Here is a 21,173-nt window from a genome sequence, read left to right as displayed (position 1 = left end):
AGCGGGCACGGGGCCGTGCCCCGGCGGCCCTGTGCGCTTCAGTGCACCGGCTCGGGCTCGTCGGCGAAGATCTGGGTCTCCATCCAGGCGTAGGCGGCCTCGCTGCCCGGCTGGTTGAACAGGACCATCAGCACCACCCACTTCAGGTCGTCGAGGTCGAGATCGTCCTGGTCCAGCGCCATCGCGCGGTCGAGCACCAGCTCGCGCTGGTCGGCGTCGAGCACCCCGTGCTGTTCCAGGAACAGCAGGAAGCCGCGGCATTCGCTGTCCAGCTTGTCCAGCTCCGCGCCGGCGAAGATGCGCACCGGGCCATGCGCGCGCGGCGTGACCGGCGCCGGGCGCTGGTCGGCCAGGGCGTCGAGCCAGTCGAAGGCCTTGCTGATCTCTGCGGGGCTGAACCCGGCCTGGAGCAGGCCGGTCTGGAGGGAGTCGCGGTCGCGGAGCAGATCCGAGTCGTCGGTGAAGTAGTGTTCGAACAGGTAGAGCAGGACGTCCAGAATGCTCTCTTTCATTGCCCCCGGCCTGCGCCCTGCGGACGCCTCGTTGCGGAAGTGCGGGAGTAGCGGCCGTGTTCGACCACCACGCGGCCATCGAGCTCCATGAGCAGCAGCATGGAGGACACCTCGGCCGTCGTCAATCCGGTTCGCTCGACCAGCCGATCCATACCTGTGGGGTCGTGCCCGAGGGCCTGCCACAAGCGGTTGTAGTCGGGGTCGGCGGAGACCGGCTCGGTTCCCGGGGCTCCGGGAGGAGCGCCGGGGGCGTAAATGGGGGCGCCCAGCCGCCGCCGCAAGGCGCCGCCCAGCGCCTGCGCCACCGGCGCCAGCGCCGCGGCCACCTCCTCGGCGCGCTCCACCAGTTGGGCGCCGTCGCGGATCAGGCGGTGGCAGCCGCGCGCCATCGGGTTGTGGATCGAGCCGGGCACGGCGAACGCCTCGCGGCCGGCCTCGGCGGCCAGGCGCGCGGTGATCAGCGCGCCCGAACGATAGGCGGCCTCGATCACCAGGACCCCGAGCGACAGGCCGGCGACGATGCGGTTGCGGGCGGGAAAGTGCTCGCGCAGCGCCGGGGTGCCGGGCGGGTGCTCGCTGACCACGGCGCCGGCGGCCTCGATGCGGGCGTGCAGGCGGGCGTTCGCGCGCGGATAGGCCAGGTCCGGGCCGCAGCCCAGCACCGCCACGGTGGCGGCGCCGGCGTCCAGCGCCGCCTCGTGGGCGGCCGCGTCCACGCCCAGCGCCAGCCCGCTGGCGATCCCGAGGCCTGCGGCGGCGAGGGCGCGGCTGAAGGCGCGGGCGTGGTCGAGGCCGCCGGCGGTGGGGCGGCGGCTGCCGACCACGGCGACCAGCGGCGACCACAGCAGGTCCACGTCGCCGGCCACGAACAGCACCGGCGGCGGGTTGGGGGCGTCGCGCAGCAGCGGGGGATAGTCGGGATCGCGCCAGCCCAAGACGCGGTGGCCGCGCGCGCTCGACCAGCCGGCGGCGAGGTCGGGCGGCGGCGCGCGCAGCGCACGGCGCTGCGCGGCATCCAGCCCGGCCGCGGCCCAGGCCTCCGGGCCGGCGGCCAGCGCCGCGGCGGGCGAGGCATGGGCTGCCAGCAGCGCGCGGCGCGGGGCCAGCGCGCCGCCCGCCGCGGCGAGGCGGAGCAGGCAGTCGGTGTCGGCGTCGGGGTGCGGGGCGGGCATGGCCGCAGCTTGGCCCGACGGGGCGGGGCTGCGCAGTCGGGAGGCGACGTGGCGCGGCGTAGGAAAGCCGCCCGCCGCGGATGCGGAAAAGCTGCAGGTGGCGGGCTCGGGCGGGGAGCGCTGGGGATCGGCATGCGGGCGGTGCGGGCCGGATCGCGGAGCGCGTCCGGCTCGGAATGCGCGCGGCCCTCGCCCCACCGCCTGCGGTCGCAGGCGGTCCCCCCCCTCTCCCGCGGGCGGGAGAGGGGCGGCGGTGGGCGGCCTGCGGCGGTGCGGGGTGCCCTCACCCCACCGCCTGCGGGTCGCAGGCGGTCCCCCCCTCTCCCGCGGGCGGGAGAGGGGCGGCGGTGGGCGGCCTGCGGCCGCCGGCAATCAGTAGGGGGCGTCGGGGTGCTTGAGGTGGTAGCCGACCTGGGTCGGCTTGATGCTGTCCATCACCAGGGCGTAGCTCACGCGCTCGTAGGTGCGGAACACCATGGCGTGGCCGGAGAACTCGTCCGGCAGGCGGACCTTGTTCTCGAAGAACACCGTCTGCGGGTCGCGGTCGGGGCCCTTCTCGACGCGGTCGATGCTGCTGGAACCTTCCCGCCACAGCGAGAACACGGTGCCGTTGTCCACGCCCTCGCGGCTGCCCACGGAAATGGCGATGACGTCGCGCGGGCCGCCGGAGGTGAGCATGTCGGCCACCGCCAGCACGCGGGCCCGGCCGTACTCGGTCTGCAGGCGCGGCGGGTGCGGGAAGAACTGCAGGTCGTAGGGCTGCGGGTTCACCGGCATCAGCCGGTCGCCCACGCGCACCTCGTTGCCTTCCTGGTCCAGCAGCAGGGTGGCGACCTGGATGCCGCCGACCTCGCCGCGGGTCACCGTGCCGCCGCCGACCCGGACCAGCTCGTGGCCCAGGGTCTCGCGGCCGCTGTCGGGGAACACCACGTTGGTCCAGAACTGGCGGCCGTCGCGGGTGTGGCGGCCGCGGAAGTCGAGGTCGTCCTTGTAGAACAGGTCACAGCACAGGCCGGAGCGCTCCAGCCGGTGGTAGCGCGTGGTCGGCCGCACGATGGTGTAGCGGTCGCCGGGATTGGCGTCGGCCAGGCCGCGCACGTAGACCACCTGGCCCTCGGCGGCGCGCATGCGCTCTTCCTCCAGGCCGACCACGTAGGGCAGGTGCTCGAACTCATCGACCACCTGCAGATCGCGCAGGAACGGCTCGATGTCCGACAGCGCGACCGCATCGATCGGCGCCGCGTCCTGGCGCGGTCCCGGCCGTACCGCCACGCCGGTGACCCGGTCGAGGTAGGACAGGCTGATGACGTCGCCCGGATAGATCAGGTGCGGGTTCTGGATCTGCGGGTTGGCCTGCCAGATCTCCGGCCACAGCCACGGCCGTTGCAGGAAGCGCCCGGCGATGTCCCACAGCGTGTCGCCGCGCTGGACCACGTAGGTGTCGGGGTGGTCGCCGCGTACGCCCTGGGCGGCGGCGTAGGTGGCCACGGTCAGCAGCGACACGGCGCAAACCGTGCGCAGCGACCGCGAAAGGCGCTCAAGCATGCGAGCCATGTACCTGCTCCCCTTGGATATTTCCCCTTGCAGCGCCGGCACTATAGCCTACAAATCGCGGCCGGGCGCAAGAGCCCGGGGTTACACTGTCGGGGTCGTTTTTCCGTTGTGACCCAGGCCCCCTTTTCATGTCCCTGCTGCAGATCATCGAGTATCCCAACCCGCATCTGCGCGAGCGCGCGCAGGACGTCGATGCGGCCCGGATCGTCGAGCCGGCGTTCCAGCGCCGCCTGGACGACATGTTCGAGACCATGTACGAGGCGCCCGGCATCGGCCTGGCGGCGCCGCAGATCGACGTGCTCGAACGCTTCCTGGTGCTGGACGTGAGCGAGGACCGGAACCAGCCGATGGTGTTCGTCAACCCGGTGATCCGCGAGCGTTCCGCCGAGCTGCGCGCCCACCAGGAGGGCTGCCTGTCGATCCCCGGCGTCTACGCCGAGGTGACCCGCGCCGACGGCATCGAGGTCGAGGCCCTGGACCGCCACGGCAAGCCGTTCTCGATGCGGGTGGACGGCCTGCTGGCGACCTGCGTGCAGCACGAGATCGACCACCTCGACGGCAAGCTGTTCATCGACTACCTCTCCCCGCTCAAGCGCAGCATGGCGCTGAAGAAGCTCGCCAAGCTGCGCAAGCGCGGCTGACGGCCGGCAGCGGGGAATGCGGGATTCGGCGAAGCGCCGCCCCGCCCCCGTCCCGGCCCTCGCGTTTTCCGAATCCGCGATTCCCGATCCCGAATCCCCGGTCCCCCGCCCATGAAAATCGTCTTCGCCGGTACCCCCGAGTTCGCCGTGCCCTCGCTGCGCGCGGCGGCGGGCAAGGCCGAGATCGTCGCCGTCTACACCCAGCCGGACCGGCCCGCCGGCCGGGGGCGCGCGCTCGCCCCGTCGCCGGTCAAGCAGGAGGCGCTGGCGCGCGGCTTCCAGGTGCTGCAGCCCGAGACGCTGCGCGGCGAGGCCTCGGTGCAGGCGCTGCGCGCGCTCAAGCCCGACCTGATGGTGGTGGTCGCCTATGGCCTGCTGCTGCCGCAGGCGATCCTGGACGTGCCCGTCTTCGGTTGCTGGAACGTGCATGCCTCGCTGCTGCCGCGCTGGCGCGGCGCGGCGCCGATCCAGCGCGCGATCGAGGCCGGCGACGCCGAGACCGGCGTGTGCCTGATGCAGATGGAGAAGGGCCTGGACAGCGGGCCGGTGCTGCTGGAACAGCGCACCCCGATCGGCGCGGAGGAGACCGGCGGCGAACTGCACGACCGCCTCGCCGCGCTCGGCGCGCAGGTGCTCGCCGATGGCCTGGGCCTGCTGCGCGCCGGCATCCGCCCGGTGGCGCGGCCGCAGCCTGAGGCCGGCGTCACCTACGCGCGCAAGCTGGACAAGGCCGAGGCCCGGCTCGACTGGCGCGAGCCGGCCGCAGTGCTCGCCCGGCGCGTGCGCGCCTTCCAGCCCTGGCCGGTGGCCGAGGCCGAAGTCGCCGGCGAGCGCCTGCGCATCCACGCGGCCACCGCGCTGCCGCTGGCCCACGGCAGCGCGCCGGGCACGCTGCTGGCGGCCGGCCGCGAGGGCCTGGACGTGGCCTGCGGCGAAGGCGCGCTGCGGCTGCGCCGCGTGCAGCGCGCCGGCGGCAAGGCGATCGACGCCGCCGACTGGCTCAACGCGCGCCGCGATCTGGCGGTGCCGGGCGCGCCGCGCGGATGACCGCGGCGGCCCCGGGCGTGGCGGTGCGCGTGGCCGCCGCGCGCGTGCTCGACGCGGTGCTGCGCAAGGGGCGCTCGCTGCGGCCGGAACTGGCCGCGGCGCTGCCGGGCCTGCCCGACGCCCGCGACCGCGCGCTGCTGGAGGCGATCTGCTTCGCCGCGTTGCGCCAGCACCCGCGCGCCGACGCCGCGCTGGCCGCCTGGACCGCGCGCCCGTTGCCGCCGCGCGACGGCCCGCTGCGCGCGCTGCTGCACGCCGGCTTCGCCCAGCTCGACCCGCTCGGCCTGCCCGCGCACGCCGCCGTCGCCGCGACCGTGGAGGCGGCGCGCGCGCTCGGCCGCGCGCACCAGGCCGGGCTGGTCAACGCCCTGCTGCGGCGCGCGCAGCGCGAAGGCTTGCCGCCGGCCGCCGCCGACGCCGCCTGGCCGGAGTGGTTGCGCGCACGCGTGATCGCCGACTGGCCGCACGAGGCCGAAGCGCTGTTCGCCGCCAGCGCGGTCGCCGCGCCGATGTGGCTGCGGGTCAACCGCCGCCGCGGCGACCGCGAGGCCTACCGCGCGCGCCTGCAGGCGGCCGGCATCGAGGCCGAGGCGCCGGCCGCCGGGCCGGCGGACGCGTTGCGCCTGCCCACACCGGTGGCCGTCGCCGCGCTGCCCGGCTTCGACGAGGGCGAGGTCTCGGTACAGGACGGGGCCGCCCAGCGCGTCGCCGATGCGCTCGCCCCGGCGCCCGGCGCGCGCGTGCTCGACGCCTGCGCCGCCCCCGGCGGCAAGGCCGCGCACCTGCTCGAACGCGACCCGGCATTGCGGCTGACCGCGCTCGACGTGGATGCCGGCCGGCTGGCGCGGGTCGGCGAGACCCTGCGCCGGCTGCGGCTCGACGGCGCGGCGCTCCGGCAGGCCGATGCGGCGCGGCCGCAGGACTGGTGGGACGGCGCGCCGTTCGACGCGGTCCTGCTCGACGCGCCCTGTTCCTCCACCGGCGTGGTGCGCCGGCAGCCGGACATCCTGCTGCACCGCCGGCCCTCCGACCTCGACGCGCTGGTCGCGCTGCAGGCGCGGCTGCTCGACGCCTGCTGGCGCACGCTGGCCCCGGGCGGCGTGCTGCTGTACGCGACCTGCTCGGTGCTGGCGGCGGAGAACGCGACCCAGGTGGCCGCGTTCCTGGCGCGCACGCCCGGCGCCGCGGCCGAGCCGCTGGAGGCCGATTTCGGCCGCGAGGCCGGGGCCGGGCGCCAGCGCCTGCCCGGCGAGGACGGCATGGACGGCTTCTTCTACGCCCGCCTGCGCAAGGCCGGCGGATAACCAAACCCTTCGGTGTCGCTGTGTAGACTCCGCGGGCCTCCTCCCTTCCAAGTCGCATGTCGCCCCCGCAACCCTGGCTGAGCGTGCTGGTGCCCTTCTACCGGGTCGAGCCCTACCTGCGCGAATGCGTGGAATCGATCCTGGCGCAGGTCGATGGCGGGGTGGAGATCGTGCTGCTCGACGACGCCTCGCCGGACAACTGCCCCGAGATCGCGCGCGACCTGCGCAAGCGCCACGGCGAGACCATCCGCCTGCTCGGCCACGACCGCAACCGCGGCATCTCGGCCGCGCGCAACACCTTGCTGGCCGATGCCCGCGGCGAGTACGTCTGGTTCCTCGATTCCGACGACGTGATGCTGCCCGGCGCGATCGCCGGACTGAAGGCCGCGATCGCGCGCACCGGCGCCGATCTGGTGCTGTGCGATTTCCGCGTGCTGCGCGAGCGCACCACGCTCAAGCACCGCATGCGCGGCGAACTGCATCGGTCCACCTATGCCGGGCGCGGCTCGGTGCTGGAGACCGATCGCAACGCGCTGGTCGCCGGCCTGCTGGCGGCCCGGCAACTGCACCCGTGGTCGAAGATCGCGCGTCGCGAGGCCTGGGGCCGCGCGCCGTTCCCGGTCGGCCGGCGGCTGGCCGAGGACGTGGCCGCGATCCCGGCGCTGGTGCGCGGCGTGCGCAGCTTCGTCCACGTGCCCGAGACCTGGGTCGGCTACCGGCAGCGGCCGGGCAGCGCGCTGGCCACGCTCGACGGCGACAAGTTCCGCGACGTGAACCTGTCGCTGCGCGAGCTGCACGAGGGCCTGACCCGCGCGCAATCGCTCAACGCCCGCGCCCGTTTCGCGGTGGACTACTTCTGCGTACGCACGCTGTCCTCGGTGGCGAACAAGATGCCCCGCGACGACCTCGCCCTGGCCGCGCAGATGCGCGAGACGCTGGGGCGGCTGTTTCCGGCCGGGCTGCCGTCGCTGCTGGAGGAATGCCGGCGCCGCGGCTGGTGGCTGCGCGGCTGGCGCATCCGCCGCGGCATCGAGCGGCTGGAGCACATCGCATGAGCGAACGCGCGCCGCGCAGGCCGCGCGTGCTCCACTTCGTCACCGGCGGGTTCTCGGGCGGCGCCACCCAGGTGGCGATCCAGCTGGTCAACGCCGGTCGCGACGGCGGGCGCGTCGAGCCCTTGCTGGTGTTGCGCCGCAAGCGCAGGACCGATCCGGCGCGCATCGCCGAGCTGGAGGCCGCCGGCACCCCGCTGCGGGTGGTGCCGGGCTGGTCGCACGCGGCCACCATCCTGGCGCTGGTGCGGCTGTGCCGCGCGTTCCGGCCCGACGTGCTGGTCGCGCACGGCTTCAGCGAGCACCTGTGGGGCCGCTATGCCGGGCTGCTCGCCGGCGTGCCGCACCTGGTGCACGTCGAGCACAACACGCGCGAGCGCTACACCCGCTGGCGGCTGGCGCAGACCCGCTGGCTGGCGCGGCGGACCTCGCGCATCGTCGGCTGCTCGGAGGGCGTGCGCCAGGTGCTGCTGGACATGGGCATGCCGGCCGAGCGCACCGTGGCGATCCCCAACGGTATCCGCCTGGCGCCGTTCGAGCATGCCGGCGCGCACCCGCTGGCCGCGCGCACGCCGGGGCTGGTGATGGTCTCGCGGCTGTCCAAGCAGAAGGACCATCCCACCTTGCTGCGCGCCGTGGCCCTGCTGCGCGCGCGCGGCCTGCAGCCGCCGGTGCTGCTGGCCGGCGCCGGCAAGGCCCGCCAGCGCGCGGCGCTGGAGCGGCTGGCGACGGAACTCGGGCTCGACGGACAGGTGCGCTTCCTCGGCCTGTGCCGCAACGTGCCGGAACTGCTGACGACGCATCGCATCGCGGTGCTCTCCACCCATTACGAGGGCATGCCGCTGGCGCTGATCGAGGGCATGGCCGCCGGCTGCGCGGTGGTCGGCAGCGCGGTGCCCGGCGTGCGCGAGACGATCGCGCACGAGGTCGACGGCCTGCTGGTGCCCGAGGCCGATCCGGCGGCGCTGGCCGACGCGCTGGAACGGCTGCTGCGCAACGACGCGCTGGCCGCGCGGCTGGGCGCGGCCGCGCGCGAACGCGCGCTGTCGGAATACGGCCGCGAGCGCATGAACGCCCGCTACGAGGCGCTGTGCCTGGAGCTGGCGGCGTCGCCGCCGTTCCGGGGCGATCGCGGGTCGCCGCTCCCCGGCGCGAGCGCCGCTGCGGTCTCAGGCGGCGGCGATGGCGGCGAGCAATTGCGACAGCCAGACCAGCAGCAGCGCCAGCCATAGCCAGCGCCAGCGGCCCATCCCGCGCCAGGCCAGTCGCCACGGCCCTGGCGGATCGTCCCGCCTCATGCGGTGCTCCGCCGCCGCGCCGAGCGCAGCGCGTCGGCGATACGCAGCCCGTACAGATAGATCCCGGTGAAGCACAGCGCAGTCAGCGCGGCGCCGAAGGCGAACCAGAGCCAGCGCACCGGCCAGCCGCCGAAGGTGCCGAAGTGCAGGGGATCGGCCATCTCGGCGATGCGCTGGTGCAGGGTCATCGCCCGCCCGTCGCGCAGGCCAGCGACCGTGCCGCCGCGCAGGTCGAGGCCGATGGCGTTGGCGCGGTCGCGCACCAGCCAGGCCTGGGCCTGGCCGTCGACGAGCAGCCCGGCCGCGTCGACGTCGTGCAGACCGCGGATGCGCAATTCGGGCCAGCGCAGGCGGGCCTGGCCGATCGCGCGGTCGATCGCCTGCGGATCGGCGCGCCCGTCGCCCGCGCCCGCCTCCGGCCGCGCCACCTCCGGCGGCGGCCCGGCATCGCCGCCGAGCGATTCGACCAGGTACCAGCCGCCGGTCAGGCCGATCAGCGCGACGAACCACAGGCTCCAGACGCCCGCGAGGCGGTGCACGTCGCCCCACAGCCGGCGCGGCCGGTCGGCGCGCGGCCAGGCGAAGAAGCCGCGCCACCAGCGCTTGTAGATGAAGACGCTGCTGGCCAGCGACAGCAGCAGCGGCAGCGACAGCGCCGAAACCAGCGGCACGCCGACCTTCAGCGGCAGCATCAGATGGCGATGGGTGTTGCGCAGGATGCGCTGGGCGTTGAACCACGTCGTGTCGCCGGTCACCCGCGCGGTGTACGGGTCGACCCAGGCGAAGCGGCGCGTGCCGTCGGGCAGGCGCATCGTCGCGCGCGCGGCGAAGCGCGAGGCGTGCGGCGCGGTGAGCGATTCGAGCGTCCAGGCCGGGTAGGCGCGCTGCACCGCGGCGACCAGCGCACCCCAGCTCGCGTGCTGCGCCGCCGGCGCCACGCGCGCCTCGGGGAAGACCAGCCAGTCGATCTCCTGCGACACCGTCGCGAGCGTGCCGGTGAGGCAGACGAAGCCCATCAGCAGGCACAGCTTGAGCCCGACCCAGCTGTGCAGGTCGAACCACAGGCGTCGGCCGCCGCCCTTCTTCGCGTTCGCGGAAGGGCGCTGGCGGCCGGCTGGCGCGTCGGCGGGCACGGTGACGGTCAGAACGCGTACGCGGCCTGCAGGTAGAGCCGGCGGGGCTCGCCGGGGAAGTGCCCGGTGCGCTCGGTGAAGCCGCTGGCCGCGTACACCTTGTCGAACAGGTTCTTGACGTTGGCCTGGAACTTCCACGGGCCGAGCGTCGTCTGCCAGCTCAGGTCGAACACGGTGTACGGCGCAACCCGCTGGCCGTCCAGGCTCAGGCGCTCGTCGGTGTAGTCCAGGCCGAAGCCGAACGCCGAGGACAACGCCGGCAGGTCGTAGCGCGTCCACAGGCCCAGCTTGTTGCGCGGCGCGTTGGCGAAGCGGTCGCCGGAGGCGTTGGTGATGCCGTTGCTGCCGGCTTCGACCACGCGGGCGTCGTTGTAGGCGTAGGCGACGTTGAGCACCCAGCGCTCGGTGAGGTCGGCGAGCAGGTCGATCTCCAGGCCCTCGCTGCGCACCAGGCCCAGCGCGGCGAGCTGGTTGACGCCGTCCACGACCTCGCCGGTGGCCTGCACGATGTTGCTGCGTTCGATCCGGTACAGCGCGGCGCCCAGCATCACGCGGCCGCCGGCGAGCTCGGTCTTCAGACCCGCCTCCCACTGCCGGCCGCGCTCGGCGTCGAACGGGCCGCCCGCGGCGGGATCCTGGTTGGCGGTCGCCTGCGGCACGAAGCCGCTGGCGACGTTGGCGTAGGCGTTCACGCCCTCGCGCAGCACGACGGTGCTGCCCAGCCGCCAGCTCAGGTCGTGACCGTTTACGCGGCCGCCGCCGAGGCGGTCCTCGTCCTCGAAGCCGTCCCAGCGCAGGCCGGCGAGCACCTGCCAGCGCGGGGTCAGCGCGATTTCGTCCTGGACGTAGCCGCCGTAGCGGACGCCGCGGGTACTGGTGCCGCGCCAGGGCAGCGCGTCGAGCCCGTAGTCCAGGTACGAGCTCAGGCCGTAGGCCGGCGCGAACAGGTCGATGCCCGGTACCGGGCCGGCGCCGCTGGCCAGGTCGGCGCTGTTGGCGGTCTGCGCGCGGAAGTCCGCGTCCAGGCGGTAGCCGTCGGCACCGAACAGCAGCTTGTGCTCGACCGCGCCCGTCGAGAAGCGCCAGACGGCGTTGCCGGCCACGGTCAGGCCTTCGTTGTCGCGGAGCTGGTTGCGCAGCTGGCGGGTCATCCACTCGGCGGTGCCGTCGCCGTCGCGGTCGATCAGGCCCATCGGCTCGTGGTAGATCTGGTGCTCGCTGTTCTCGAACCAGCGCGCCGACAGTTCGATGTCCCAGTCGGTCGAGGGCGAGACGCGGTACTGCGCCAGCGCCACGCGCGCGTCCATGTCGAGGAAATCGGTGGCCTCGTTGTGGTTCCAGCGGCGGTCGGTCAGGAACGCGCCGTCGTCGGTCGCCGGCACCCCGCGCAGCCGGTTGCCGCCGAGGTTCTGCTCGATGTCGGTCACCTGCAGCGTGAACTCGCCGGCGACGCCGACGTCGAAGGCCAGCGACGCATCGCCGATCCGGCTCTCGCTGTCCGCGTTCCATCGCACGCCCTCGTCGCCGTCGGCGTGCAGGCCGACCCGGTAGCGCATCCGGTCCGACAGCGGGCCGGTGGCCTCGAACGAGCCGGCCGCGAAGTCCTCGTTGCCCAGCGAGACCTCCACCCGGCGCAGCGCCCGGCGCTGCGGCTTGCGGGTCACGTAGTTGATCACGCCGCCCGGCTCGCCGCCGCCGTACAAGGCGCCGGCCGGGCCCTTCAGCACCTCCACGCGCTCGATGTTGAACAGCTGGGGCACCGAGAAGCCCGCGTACGGATCGCCGCGCAGGCCGTCGTAGAGGACGTTCTCCTGGCGGAAGCCGCGCAGCGTCACCCCCGCGTAGCTGAAGTAGCTCACGCCGCTGATGCTGCGGTACAGGTCGGTCACGTCGTAGGCGGCCTGGTCGTCGATCAGCTCGCGCGGCAGCACCTGGACCGATTGCGGCACCAGCGCGAGCGGGGTGTCCGTGCGGGTCGCCACGGCGGCGTCCTCCGACCGGTACAGCGTCTGCGCACGGCCGAACACCTTCACCGCGTCGAGCTCGGTCGCCTCCGGCTCGCGGCCCTCAGTCGGCGCCTGCGCGGCGGCATCGGGCAGCGCCAGCAGCAGCGCGAGGGCCAGGGGATGGGGGAGGAGGCGGAAAGCGGGTCGCGACATCCGGGGGCCAGGAGCGAAGGGGGGGGGCGGGAATGATAATTGTTATCGTCTTTTGTGTGTGCCCCCTCGGCCGACGCGATGCCGCGGCGCCGCTACCAGCGCAGCCGGCGCCGCGAGACCGCGGCGTTGAGGCGTTCCAGCAGCGCCTGCGCTTCGGCCACCGGCAGGTGGCGGATGCGCAGCGGCGGCGACATCGCCCCCGCGCCCGCGGTGTCCAGCCACAGCGAGGCCATGCCGCTGCAGCGGTCGAGCGGCGAGCGCCGCAGGCGCAGCGCCTGCAGCTTGTCGATCTCGGCGAAGCGCCAGTGCCGCGACCACCAGCCCTCGCGGACTGCCAGCATGCGCGCATCGAGCGCATAGCCCGCGCGGCGCGCGTGCTGCACCGCCACCAGCGCCGACCACGGCAGCCACAGCAGGCCGAGCAGGCCCCAGGCGCCGAACCACCACGACAGGCCCGCGGTCAGCGCGGCGGCGAACAGCGCGCCGGGCAGCAGCAGGCGCAGCCACGCGCGCGGGTGCAGCGGCGCCCAGCGCGCCGGCGGCCAGGCCTGCGCGCCGGCCAGGTGGCGCACCAGGCCGTCGCAGGCCTCCGGCGTGGCGATCGGCGCCAGTTCCGACAGCCCCCGCAGTTCGTTGCCGCGGCTGATCACCGCGGTGTCCACATGCAGCGCGCGCCGGCGCAGCAGGCGGTGCAGCAGGGTCTCGCGCAGCGTCCAGGCCTGGATCCGGCGCCGCGGCGCGCTGTTGCGCATGCGCGTGAGCAGGCCGCGCTCCACGCTCAGCCGGCGCCCGTCCTCGACCAGCCGGAAACCGTGGTACTGCACCAGCGCAAGCGCGACCGACAGCAGCCGCAGGGCCAGCAGCGCGAGGACCAGCAGCAGCGCCGCGGCGGCCGCGCGCTGCACGCCGGTTCCGGCCAGGTGGCTGGCGTAGCCGAAGACTTCGCCGGCGTAGCGATTGAGCAGGTCGCCGGCGACGTCGTCGGGCAGCGCCTGCATCAGCACCGCGAAGCCGCCGGCGACCACCACCATGCCGCGGTTGGAGACCAGGCCCAGCCGCACCACCTCGCCCAGCGGCAGGGTCAGCAGCGTGCGCGCCTCGGGCGTCGTCGCGGCGGCGTCGCCGGCGCCTTCGGCGGGCGCCGCGGCGGGCTTGCCGCGGCGGCGGATCACCTGCTCCAGCGCCAGCGCCTCGGGCAGCGCCAGCACCTGCATGCGCGCCTCGGGGCGGCTGCCGCCGGCCGACTCCAGCCGCACCTCCGCCACGCCCAGCAGCCGGTGCAGCGGGTTCTGGTGCAGGGCGACGTCGTGGATGCGCGAGAACGGGATCTGCCGCAGGCTGCGCTCCAGCACGCCGCTGCGCACGAACACGCTGTCCTCGCCGATGCGGTAGGTGAAGGTCAGGTAGCGCCAGATCGCCGCCGCCAGCAGCACCGCCAGCACGATCATCAGCAGCGCGAAGCGGATGTTGTCCTCGCCGCGCGCGCCGAAGATCGCCACCGCCAGCAGCGGCAGCAGCATCTGCCCGACCTGCGAGGACAGCACGAACACCCACGACAGCGGATGCAGCCGCCGCTCCGCCGCGGTCGGCAGCGCCGCCTCGGCCGCGTCGAGCGGGGGCGGGGTGTCGCCATCGCCCGGGGGCGGCTCAGGCCTCGTCGTCATCCGCCCCCACCCAGGCCGCGAGGCGGTCGCGCAGGCGCTCGGCGTCGCCGGCGTCCAGGCACGGCACCGCCACCGCGCTGTCGCGGGTGCCCGCGGTGTGGACCAGCAGCGTCGACAGCCCGGCGCGGCGCTCCAGCGGCCCGCGGCGGATGTCGATGTGCTGCACCCGCGAACCGGGCACCCGGGTCTCGGTGAACCACAGCCGCCCGCGCTGCAGGCCGAAGCCGTCGGCGTCCAGCCGCCAGCGGGTGTAGCGGTAGCGGCGCAGGCCCATCCACGCACCCCAGGCCAGCGTGCCGGCCCAGGCCGACAGCATCAGCGTGCGCACGCTCTCGCCGCCGCCGAGCAGGGTGCCGAGGACCGCCAGCCCGATCGCGCCCGGCAGCGCGAAGCCCAGCGCGCCCGAGAGCACGAACAGCCAGCGCGCGCGCGGCGGCAGCGCCTGCCAGCCGGTGTCGCCGTGCGGCGGCGCAGGCGGCGTAGATGGCGCGGACGGCGCGGACGGCGCCGGGGCGGGCGGCGGCGCGTCGGCCGCGGCCGCGTCGGGCGTGTCGCGATCGGGATCGGTCATGCGGCGCCTTCGTCGGCGCCGGGGACCTCGTGCGCCTTGGGGTAGGGGTAAGGCTCGCCGCTGCCGGGCGGGCGCAGCGAGTAGCGCTTGTAGGTCCACTGGTACTGCGCGGGGTCGCGGCGGGCGATGCGCTCCACCGCGGCGTTGAGCGCGGCCACCGACTCCGCCGGATCGTCCGAGGCCAGCGCCGGCGGCGCCGGCTCGATGCGCAGCGCGAACTCCGGCCCGGCGCCGATCCGCTCGCAGTAGGCGAACAGCACCGTCGCCCCGGTCCTGGCCGCCAGCCGGCCGAGCAGGGTCATGGTCAGCGCGCGCTTGCCGAAGAACGGCGCGTATTCGCCCTCGCCGGCCTTGGGCTGCTGGTCGGGCAGGATGCCGGCGACCCCGCCCTCGCGCAGCAGCTTGAACAACTGCCGCACCGCCGGGCCCTCGGCGCGGATCTGGGTGACCCGGTCGCCGGCGTCGGCGCGCACCCGGCGCAGGAAGGCTTCGCCGACGCTCGACTCCGGCGCCCGGTACAGCACCGAGATCGGCGTACGCGAGGCCAGCCACTGGTTCAGCAGCTCCCAGTTGCCGTAGTGCGGCGCGGCCACGATCAGGCCGCGCCCGGCCGCCAGCGCGGCATCGAAGTGGGCCACGCCGTGGGTCTGGCGGATCAGCGCCAGGTTGCGCGCGTGCGGCTGGGTCCAGAAGCGCAGGGTTTCCACGAACTGCAGCGCGGTGGTGCGCAGCACCGCGCGGTGCCAGGCGTCGCGTTCGCTGGGCAGCCACTCGGGATAGGCGATCTCCAGGTTCTGCCGCGCAACCCGGCTCTCGCGCGCATCCAGCCGGATCCACGTCCGCGCCAGTCCGCCGGCCATCGCGCGCTGCCAGGGCCACGGCAGCCGCGCGAAGCCGGCGGCGAGCGCGTAGAGGAGGCGGGCGAGCAGATCGGACATCCCGGCAAGTGTAGTGGGGCGGGGGGGCAGAGGTCAGAGGCCAGGGGTCGGGGGGCAGGGGCCTTCACCGCGCGAAGGCGATCGCGATACTTTCCTCGCTCCTCCCTGGCCCCCGGCCCCTGCCCCCCCATGCTCTCCCTCATCCAGCGCGTTTCCCAGGCCCGCGTCGTCGTCGGTGGCGAGGTCGTGGGCGAGATCGGTCCCGGGCTGCTGGCCCTGGTCGGGGTGGAGCCCGGCGACGGTGCGGCGCAGGTCGAGCGGATGGCGGCGCGGCTGCTGGGGTACCGGGTGTTCGGCGACGCGGCGGGGCGCATGAATCGCTCGCTGGCCGAGACCGGCGGCGGCCTGCTGCTGGTCAGCCAGTTCACCCTGGCCGCCGACACCCGCTCCGGAATGCGGCCCGGCTTCAGCACCGCGGCGGCGCCGGAGGCCGCCGAGCGGGTCTTCGACGCCTTGGTCGCCGCCTGCCGCGCCCGGCACGCGCCCGGGGTGGAAACCGGCCGCTTCGGCGCCCACATGGAGGTCGGCCTGGTCAACGACGGGCCGGTCACCTTCCTGCTCCGGTCCTGAACGGCGCGGCCGCCGGGTTCGCCGGCGCCGCTTGTGGGCCCGCGCCGCGCGGGCGCGTCCGGCGAGCGTGAACCGGGGCCCCGTGGCCGGCGCTGGAAAACCGGCGGAGCGGGCCCATATCGGGCGGGCCGGGCGCTGGCGCCGGCACTCGCCTGCCGCGTTCCTGAACCGCGCCGCAGGCGGCGTCCGCCGCCCGGCAGGGCGGGGCGGGCGCCCCGATGGTATAATTACGGGTTCACTTTTTCCCCATTTTCCGGTAGCGCGATTCTATGGCCAACGAACGTCAGGCAGCGCCGCAGTCCGACATCAAGCAGCTGATCAGCAAGGGCCTTGAGCAGGGCTATCTGACCTATGCCGAGGTCAACGATCACCTGCCCGACGACCTCGTCGATCCGGAGCAGATCGAAGACATCATCGGCATGATCAACGGCATGGGCATCCAGGTCCACGAGACCACGCCCGATGCCGAGACCCTGCTGCTGGCCGGCGAGTCCGGCGGCAACCGCGATGTCGACGACACCGCCGCCGAGGAGGCCGCCGCCACCCTGACCGCGCTCGACGGCGAAGGCGGGCGCACCACCGATCCCGTGCGCATGTACATGCGTGAGATGGGCACGGTCGAGCTGCTGACCCGCGAGGGCGAGATCGCGATCGCCAAGCGCATCGAGGAGGGCCTGAACCAGATGCTGGCCTCGGTGGCCAGCTTCCCGTGGTCGGTGCAGCTGCTGCTGGAGGACTACGAGCAGCACAAGGCGGGCAAGAAGCGCCTGGCCGAGATCGTGGTCGGCTTCAACGACCACCTCGAGGAGGAAGACGCCGCGGCCGCCGCCGAGGAGGCGCGCGCGGCCGACGTCGATGCCGACGCCGACGCCGATGCCGACGAGGAAGAGGACGACGACGCCGGCGAGGCCGAGGAAGCCGGTCCCTCCGGCCCCGACCCGGAGGAAGTCGCGCGCCGCATGGAGGCGATGGGCGCGCTGTACGCCAAGTTCCTGAAGTCCTACGCCAAGAACGGCCCCACCGCCAAGCCGGTGCTGAAGCTGCGCGAGGAGATGGCCGAGATCTTCGTCACCTTCAAGCTGCCGCTGCCGCTGGTGGATACGCTGGTGCGCAAGCTGCGCGAGGTGGTCAACGAGATCAAGGACCGCGAGCGTCGCATCCTCGACCTGTCCACCCGCGTGGCCAAGATGCCGCGCAAGGATTTCATCCGCGCCTGGGAAGGCAACCAGACCAACCTGGGCTGGGTGGACGAGATGCTCAAGCGCAAGCAGAAGTGGTCCTCGGGCCTGCGCGAGGTGCGCGAGCAGATCATCGCCGAGCAGGAAGCGATCATCGCCACCGAGAAGGCGATGGGCGTGACCCTGGCCGATCTCAAGGAGATCAACCGGGCGATGGCCTACGGCGAGGCGAAGGCGCGCAAGGCCAAGAAGGAAATGGTCGAGGCCAACTTGCGCCTGGTGATCTCGATCGCCAAGAAGTACACCAACCGCGGCCTGCAGTTCCTGGACCTGATCCAGGAGGGCAACATCGGCCTGATGAAGGCGGTGGACAAGTTCGAGCATCGCCGCGGCTTCAAGTTCTCGACCTACGCCACCTGGTGGATCCGCCAGGCGATCACCCGCTCGATCGCCGACCAGGCGCGCACGATCCGCATCCCGGTGCACATGATCGAGACGATCAACAAGTTGAACCGCATCTCCCGCCAGATGCTCCAGCAGTACGGCCGCGAGGCCACGCCGGAGGAGCTGGCCAAGGAGATGGACATGCCCGAGGACAAGATCCGCAAGGTCATGAAGATCGCCAAGGAGCCGATCTCCATGGAGACCCCGATCGGCGACGACGAGGATTCGCACCTGGGCGACTTCATCGAGGACACCAACGTGGAGTCCCCGGTCGAGGCCACCACCAACATCAACCTCTCCGAGACCGTCCACGAGGTGCTGGCCGGCCTGACCCCGCGGGAGGCCAAGGTGCTGCGCATGCGCTTCGGCATCGACATGAACACCGACCACACCCTCGAGGAAGTCGGCAAGCAGTTCGACGTCACCCGCGAACGCATCCGCCAGATAGAGGCCAAGGCCCTGCGCAAGCTGCGCCACCCCAGCCGCTCCGAGCAGCTGCGCAGCTTCCTCGACATCGACTGAGGCCGCGGGCCGAGGGCCCGGAACCGGTCGCAGCGACGAAGCCCGCCGTCAGGCGGGCTTCGCGTTTCCGGAGGGCGCAAGCTGCGCCGCCGCCGGGGTGTATCGGCATTCGACCTGCAGCACCGGCGCTGTCGCTCCTCCCGCAAGCGGGACATGCCGTTCCTTCTCACGCGAGCGGGGCCATGTCGCCCCTTCTCCCGCAAGCGGGCTCATCTTGTTCCTTCTCCCGCAAGCGCCGGATGAGGGCCGCTTTACACGCCTGCGGCGTGCCCCCATCCGCCTTCGGCACCTTCCCCCGCTTGCGGGGGAAGGGAAAAACAGAGTGTTCCCCGCTTGCGGGGGAAGGCAAAGACCGCGTGCCCCCGGGAGGGACCGCTTTCGCGCGATGAATGTCGATGCCGCCTAGCGTCTGGCGGGCTTCTTCTTCGCGATGCGCCTGGCGGGTTTCGCGGGCGCTCGCGCCTGCGGCGCGCTCTCGTCGGCGTGCAGCGTCATCAGCGATTCCATCAGGTGCTCGTCGGCGCTGGAGCAGACGCCGAGCAGCAGCACCTCGTCGCAGCCGTCGGCGGCGATGTAGGCGTGGCCCATGTTGGAGTCGATGTACACCGATTCGCCGGTTTCCAGGACGATCGGGTCGTAGAACTCGGTATGCACCTCCACGCGGCCTTCCAGGACGTGGACGTACTCCTCGCCGGAATGGCGCACCAGCTCGCCGAACTCGTCGAGGCTCTTCGCGCGCACCCGGGTCAGCACCGGGATCATGCGCTTGCGGCGCAGTTCCGGGCACAGGTAGTGGTAGTCGTAGTTGGGCGTGGTGACGCGGATCGCGTCCTCGATCCGGCCGATGCTGCGGCGCGCGGTGACCGCGGGCTCGGGCGCCTCGGTCTGCTCGGCGAACAGTTCCGACATGCGCAGCTGCAGGCGCTGGCTGAGCTGCAGCAGCTTGTCGTAGGTCAGGGTCAGGCGGTCGTGCTCGACCTTCGACAGGGTCGACAGCGGAATGCCGGAATGCTCGCTCATCTGCTTGAGCGTCCAGCCCCTGCGCGCGCGCAGCGAGCGCAGCAGCCCGCCGATGGTGGGGTGTTGCGATGTCATCCGTGCCGGATCTCCAGGAGAACGCCCGCGATGGCTCGTGCCCGCGGGGGAGCATGATCGCCCCGCCGGGGATCGCTGGGAAGGGCCGCGATCGATACGCTGAGGTGCATCGGCTCGGTCCCGGTTGACAATTCTCCAATTGGGATCATGATCGCCAGATCAGGACAGTCGAAGGGGCGGGCCGCGGTGCGGGCGCGGCCGCGGCGTCCCGAAGTCGTCACCCCGCCCGGAGACCGTTCGATGCGCGCGATTCCCTCGATCCTGTGCGGCTGGCTGCTGGCGGCCGGGCTCGCCTGCGCCGCGGCGCAGGAAGCCTCGCTCCCGCCCGCGGCCGTGCCGGCGCCGACGCCGGTCGCGCCGGCCGCGGAAACGGCCGGCGAGCCCGCGCCCGCGCCGGCGCCGGCGGAGACGGCCCGCCTGACCCGCCCCGACCTCGAGGCCTGGCTGGACGGCTTCCTGCCCTACGCGCTGGACGCGGGCGACGTGGCCGGCGCGGTGGTCGTGGTGGTGAAGGACGGCGAGGTGCTGCTGCAGAAGGGCTACGGCTACGCCGACCTCGCCGCGCGCGCGCCGGTCGATCCCGAGCACACGCTGTTCCGCCCCGGCTCGGTGTCGAAGCTGTTCACCTGGACCGCGGTGATGCAGCTGGTGGAGCAGGGCAGGCTCGACCTCGACGCCGACGTGAACCAGTACCTCGACTTCGAGATCCCGGCGCGCGACGGCGTGCCGGCGACGCTGCGCCAGGTGATGACCCACACCACTGGCATGGAAGAACAGATCCGCGCGCTGATCACCGCGCGCGCCGAGGAGCTGGTGCCGCTGGGCGACGCGCTCAAGCGCTGGGTGCCCGAGCGCATCCACGTGCCGGGGACCACCCCGGCCTATTCCAACTACGCCACGGCGCTGGCGGGCTACATCGTCGAGCGCGTCTCGGGCGAACCCTTCGACGACTACGTCGAGCGGCACCTGTTCCGGCCGCTGGGCATGGCGCGCTCCAGCTTCCGCCAGCCGCTGCCGGCGCCGTTGCTGGCGGGCATGTCGAAGGGCTACGCCAAGGCATCGGACGGCGAGCCCAAGCCCTACGAGTTCATCAGCCTGGCGCCCGCGGGCAGCCTGGCCTCCACCGGCGCGGACATGGCGCGCTTCATGATCGCGCACCTGCAGGGCGGCGCCTACGGCGACGGCCGCATCCTGCGCGCGGAGACCGCGCGCGCGATGCATTCGACCGGACAGGCTTCGGTCGGGCCGCTCAACCGCATGATGCTCGGCTTCTACGAGACCACGCTCAACGGCCATCGCGCGATCTCGCACGGCGGCGACACGCAGTGGTTCCACAGCGACCTGCAGCTGTTCCCCGACGACGGCATCGGCGTGTTCGTGTCGATGAACAGTTCCGGGCGCGACGGCGCGACGGGCCACATCCGCTATGCGCTGTCGCGCGGCTTCGCCGACCGCTACCTGCCCGGGCCGCCGGCGGCGCCGAAGCGCGTGGCGGAGGACGAGGCGAAGCGGTACGCGCGTGAGATCGCGGGGACCTACGTCAGCAGCCGCCGGCCCGAAAGCAGCTTCCTCTCGCTGGCCAACCTGCTCGGCCCGGTGAAGGTGGTGGCCAACGAAGACGGCACGATCGGCGTGAACCTGGCGCTCGGCCCGAGCGGCGCGCCGAAGCGATGGCGCCAGATCGAGCCCTACCTGTGGCAGGACACCGCCAGCAGCGACCGGCTGGCGGCCGAGGTGGTCGACGGCCGGGTGACGCGCTTCAGCCTGGAGCCGTACGCGCCGATCATGTTGTTCGAGCGGCTGTCGGCCTGGGCCGCGCTGGCGCCGCTGCTGCTGGCGGCGAGCCTGGCGATCCTGCTGCTGACCGTGGTGGCGTGGCCGGTCTCGGCGCTGGTGCGGCGCTATTACGGCGTGCCCTACCGGCTGGCGGGCGCGGATGCGCGCGCGCACCGGTGGGTGCGGATCGCGGCGCTGCTGGTGCTGCTGTCCATCGGTTCGGTGCTGGGCCTGGTGGTGGCGATGCTCGGCAACCTGGAGCTGACCGGTCCCGGCAGCGACGGCCCGATCGTCGCGCTGCGGCTGTTCGCCACGGTGGTGCTGCCGCTGGGCGCGGCGGTCGCGGTCTGGAACGCCTGGCAGGTGCTGCGCGGCCGCCGGCGGCTGCTCGCCAAGCTGTGGGCGCTGCTGATCGCGCTGGCCTGCCTGTTCCTGCTGTGGATCGGCATCGCCCACCACGTCGTCGGCTTCGGCGCGTACTACTGAACCGGCCGGCCGGCGGCCCGTGCTGCCGGCCCCGTGCCACATCCAGCCCCGGGAGCG

At 73.5% G+C, this 21,173-nt stretch carries 18 protein-coding genes; 8 read left to right on the top strand and 10 right to left on the bottom strand.

The genetic code is table 11. The features are described from left to right. Positions 1 to 38: 38 nt before the first annotated feature. The 3 genes from Z164_RS0116910 to Z164_RS0116900 form a co-directional block, all read right to left on the bottom strand. Positions 39 to 512, bottom strand: a complete 474-nt coding sequence (locus Z164_RS0116910; RefSeq protein WP_024891861.1) for a DUF494 family protein — start codon at positions 510 to 512, stop codon at positions 39 to 41. After that, positions 509 to 1,684 carry a DNA-processing protein DprA gene (gene dprA, locus Z164_RS0116905; protein WP_024891860.1) on the bottom strand — a complete coding sequence of 392 codons (1,176 nt, stop codon included), beginning with the start codon at positions 1,682 to 1,684 and terminating at the stop codon, positions 509 to 511. The genes Z164_RS0116910 and dprA overlap by 4 nt, the downstream gene beginning before the upstream one ends. 372 nt (positions 1,685 to 2,056) lie before the next feature. After that, on the bottom strand, positions 2,057 to 3,238 hold the full coding sequence (locus Z164_RS0116900) for a LysM peptidoglycan-binding domain-containing protein (protein WP_425477237.1): 1,182 nt from the start codon (positions 3,236 to 3,238) through the stop codon (positions 2,057 to 2,059). Positions 3,239 to 3,366: 128 nt separating this feature from the next. Here Z164_RS0116900 and def point away from each other — a divergent pair, with 128 nt between their 5' ends. The 5 genes from def (at position 3,367) to Z164_RS0116875 (ending at position 8,514) form a co-directional block, all read left to right on the top strand. Next, on the top strand, positions 3,367 to 3,879 hold the full coding sequence (gene def / locus Z164_RS0116895) for a peptide deformylase (protein WP_024891858.1): 513 nt from the start codon (positions 3,367 to 3,369) through the stop codon (positions 3,877 to 3,879). A 111-nt stretch (positions 3,880 to 3,990) separates the two neighbouring features. After that, a complete protein-coding gene (fmt, locus tag Z164_RS0116890) occupies positions 3,991 to 4,926 on the top strand; it encodes a methionyl-tRNA formyltransferase (RefSeq protein ID WP_024891857.1) in 936 nt (311 codons plus the stop codon). Continuing rightward, on the top strand, positions 4,923 to 6,230 hold the full coding sequence (gene rsmB, locus Z164_RS0116885; RefSeq protein ID WP_024891856.1) for a 16S rRNA (cytosine(967)-C(5))-methyltransferase RsmB: 1,308 nt from the start codon (positions 4,923 to 4,925) through the stop codon (positions 6,228 to 6,230). Before fmt ends, rsmB begins: the two co-directional genes overlap by 4 nt. 56 nt (positions 6,231 to 6,286) lie before the next feature. Beyond that, entirely contained in the window at positions 6,287 to 7,285 is a 999-nt protein-coding gene (locus Z164_RS0116880; protein ID WP_024891855.1) for a glycosyltransferase family 2 protein, read from the top strand. Further along, positions 7,282 to 8,514 carry a glycosyltransferase gene (locus tag Z164_RS0116875; protein WP_024891854.1) on the top strand — a complete coding sequence of 411 codons (1,233 nt, stop codon included), beginning with the start codon at positions 7,282 to 7,284 and terminating at the stop codon, positions 8,512 to 8,514. The genes Z164_RS0116880 and Z164_RS0116875 overlap by 4 nt, the downstream gene beginning before the upstream one ends. On the opposite strand, the gene Z164_RS23575 is transcribed toward Z164_RS0116875, so the two are convergent. From Z164_RS23575 to Z164_RS0116850, 6 genes are all read right to left on the bottom strand, one after another. After that, entirely contained in the window at positions 8,452 to 8,580 is a 129-nt protein-coding gene (locus tag Z164_RS23575) for a hypothetical protein (RefSeq protein ID WP_269079018.1), read from the bottom strand. The two genes, Z164_RS0116875 and Z164_RS23575, sit on opposite strands and share 63 nt — an antisense overlap. Beyond that, a complete protein-coding gene (locus Z164_RS20860; protein ID WP_052338498.1) occupies positions 8,577 to 9,713 on the bottom strand; it encodes a PepSY-associated TM helix domain-containing protein in 1,137 nt (378 codons plus the stop codon). Before Z164_RS20860 ends, Z164_RS23575 begins: the two co-directional genes overlap by 4 nt. 8 nt (positions 9,714 to 9,721) lie before the next feature. Then, positions 9,722 to 11,872, bottom strand: coding sequence for a TonB-dependent siderophore receptor (locus Z164_RS0116865; protein ID WP_024891853.1), 2,151 nt, complete (start codon positions 11,870 to 11,872; stop codon positions 9,722 to 9,724). A 92-nt stretch (positions 11,873 to 11,964) separates the two neighbouring features. After that, the gene (locus Z164_RS0116860; protein ID WP_024891852.1) at positions 11,965 to 13,536 is read right to left on the bottom strand and encodes a PH domain-containing protein; all 1,572 of its coding nucleotides are present in this window, start codon (positions 13,534 to 13,536) and stop codon (positions 11,965 to 11,967) included. After that, on the bottom strand, positions 13,520 to 14,107 hold the full coding sequence (locus Z164_RS21500) for a PH domain-containing protein (RefSeq protein ID WP_024891851.1): 588 nt from the start codon (positions 14,105 to 14,107) through the stop codon (positions 13,520 to 13,522). The genes Z164_RS0116860 and Z164_RS21500 overlap by 17 nt, the downstream gene beginning before the upstream one ends. Further along, a complete protein-coding gene (locus Z164_RS0116850; protein ID WP_024891850.1) occupies positions 14,104 to 15,045 on the bottom strand; it encodes a lauroyl acyltransferase in 942 nt (313 codons plus the stop codon). Before Z164_RS0116850 ends, Z164_RS21500 begins: the two co-directional genes overlap by 4 nt. A 129-nt stretch (positions 15,046 to 15,174) precedes the next feature. Here Z164_RS0116850 and dtd point away from each other — a divergent pair, with 129 nt between their 5' ends. Further along, complete coding sequence (dtd, locus tag Z164_RS0116845; RefSeq protein WP_024891849.1) at positions 15,175 to 15,615, top strand: D-aminoacyl-tRNA deacylase; 441 nt, start codon at positions 15,175 to 15,177, stop codon at positions 15,613 to 15,615. Positions 15,616 to 15,884: 269 nt separating this feature from the next. Next, positions 15,885 to 17,759 carry an RNA polymerase sigma factor RpoD gene (rpoD, locus tag Z164_RS0116840; RefSeq protein WP_024891848.1) on the top strand — a complete coding sequence of 625 codons (1,875 nt, stop codon included), beginning with the start codon at positions 15,885 to 15,887 and terminating at the stop codon, positions 17,757 to 17,759. 402 nt (positions 17,760 to 18,161) lie between these two features. On the opposite strand, the gene Z164_RS0116835 is transcribed toward rpoD, so the two are convergent. Then, positions 18,162 to 18,854, bottom strand: a complete 693-nt coding sequence (locus Z164_RS0116835; protein WP_024891847.1) for a helix-turn-helix domain-containing protein — start codon at positions 18,852 to 18,854, stop codon at positions 18,162 to 18,164. A gap of 240 nt (positions 18,855 to 19,094) precedes the next feature. Between Z164_RS0116835 and Z164_RS0116830 the strand changes: the two genes are divergently transcribed. Next, complete coding sequence (locus Z164_RS0116830) at positions 19,095 to 21,116, top strand: serine hydrolase domain-containing protein (protein ID WP_043690594.1); 2,022 nt, start codon at positions 19,095 to 19,097, stop codon at positions 21,114 to 21,116. The last annotated feature ends 57 nt before the right edge of the window (positions 21,117 to 21,173 follow it).

Source organism: Luteimonas huabeiensis HB2, assembly GCF_000559025.1.
Taxonomy (GTDB): Bacteria; Pseudomonadota; Gammaproteobacteria; order Xanthomonadales; family Xanthomonadaceae; genus Luteimonas; species Luteimonas huabeiensis.
The sequence above is the reverse complement of the archived record's forward strand: the minus strand, read 5'-3'. Positions and strand labels throughout refer to the sequence as shown.

Bases quoted from the DNA above. Each gene is read 5' to 3' on its own strand.
- Z164_RS0116910 (WP_024891861.1), bottom strand. From the start codon at position 512: ATGAAAGAGAGCATTCTGGACGTCCTGCTCTACCTGTTCGAACACTAC.
- dprA (WP_024891860.1), bottom strand. From the start codon at position 1,684: ATGCCCGCCCCGCACCCCGACGCCGACACCGACTGCCTGCTCCGCCTC.
- Z164_RS0116900 (WP_425477237.1), bottom strand. From the start codon at position 3,238: ATGGCTCGCATGCTTGAGCGCCTTTCGCGGTCGCTGCGCACGGTTTGC.
- def (WP_024891858.1), top strand. From the start codon at position 3,367: ATGTCCCTGCTGCAGATCATCGAGTATCCCAACCCGCATCTGCGCGAG.
- fmt (WP_024891857.1), top strand. From the start codon at position 3,991: ATGAAAATCGTCTTCGCCGGTACCCCCGAGTTCGCCGTGCCCTCGCTG.
- rsmB (WP_024891856.1), top strand. From the start codon at position 4,923: ATGACCGCGGCGGCCCCGGGCGTGGCGGTGCGCGTGGCCGCCGCGCGC.
- Z164_RS0116880 (WP_024891855.1), top strand. From the start codon at position 6,287: ATGTCGCCCCCGCAACCCTGGCTGAGCGTGCTGGTGCCCTTCTACCGG.
- Z164_RS0116875 (WP_024891854.1), top strand. From the start codon at position 7,282: ATGAGCGAACGCGCGCCGCGCAGGCCGCGCGTGCTCCACTTCGTCACC.
- Z164_RS23575 (WP_269079018.1), bottom strand. From the start codon at position 8,580: ATGAGGCGGGACGATCCGCCAGGGCCGTGGCGACTGGCCTGGCGCGGG.
- Z164_RS0116865 (WP_024891853.1), bottom strand. From the start codon at position 11,872: ATGTCGCGACCCGCTTTCCGCCTCCTCCCCCATCCCCTGGCCCTCGCG.
- Z164_RS0116860 (WP_024891852.1), bottom strand. From the start codon at position 13,536: ATGACGACGAGGCCTGAGCCGCCCCCGGGCGATGGCGACACCCCGCCC.
- Z164_RS21500 (WP_024891851.1), bottom strand. From the start codon at position 14,107: ATGACCGATCCCGATCGCGACACGCCCGACGCGGCCGCGGCCGACGCG.
- Z164_RS0116850 (WP_024891850.1), bottom strand. From the start codon at position 15,045: ATGTCCGATCTGCTCGCCCGCCTCCTCTACGCGCTCGCCGCCGGCTTC.
- dtd (WP_024891849.1), top strand. From the start codon at position 15,175: ATGCTCTCCCTCATCCAGCGCGTTTCCCAGGCCCGCGTCGTCGTCGGT.
- rpoD (WP_024891848.1), top strand. From the start codon at position 15,885: ATGGCCAACGAACGTCAGGCAGCGCCGCAGTCCGACATCAAGCAGCTG.
- Z164_RS0116835 (WP_024891847.1), bottom strand. From the start codon at position 18,854: ATGACATCGCAACACCCCACCATCGGCGGGCTGCTGCGCTCGCTGCGC.
- Z164_RS0116830 (WP_043690594.1), top strand. From the start codon at position 19,095: ATGCGCGCGATTCCCTCGATCCTGTGCGGCTGGCTGCTGGCGGCCGGG.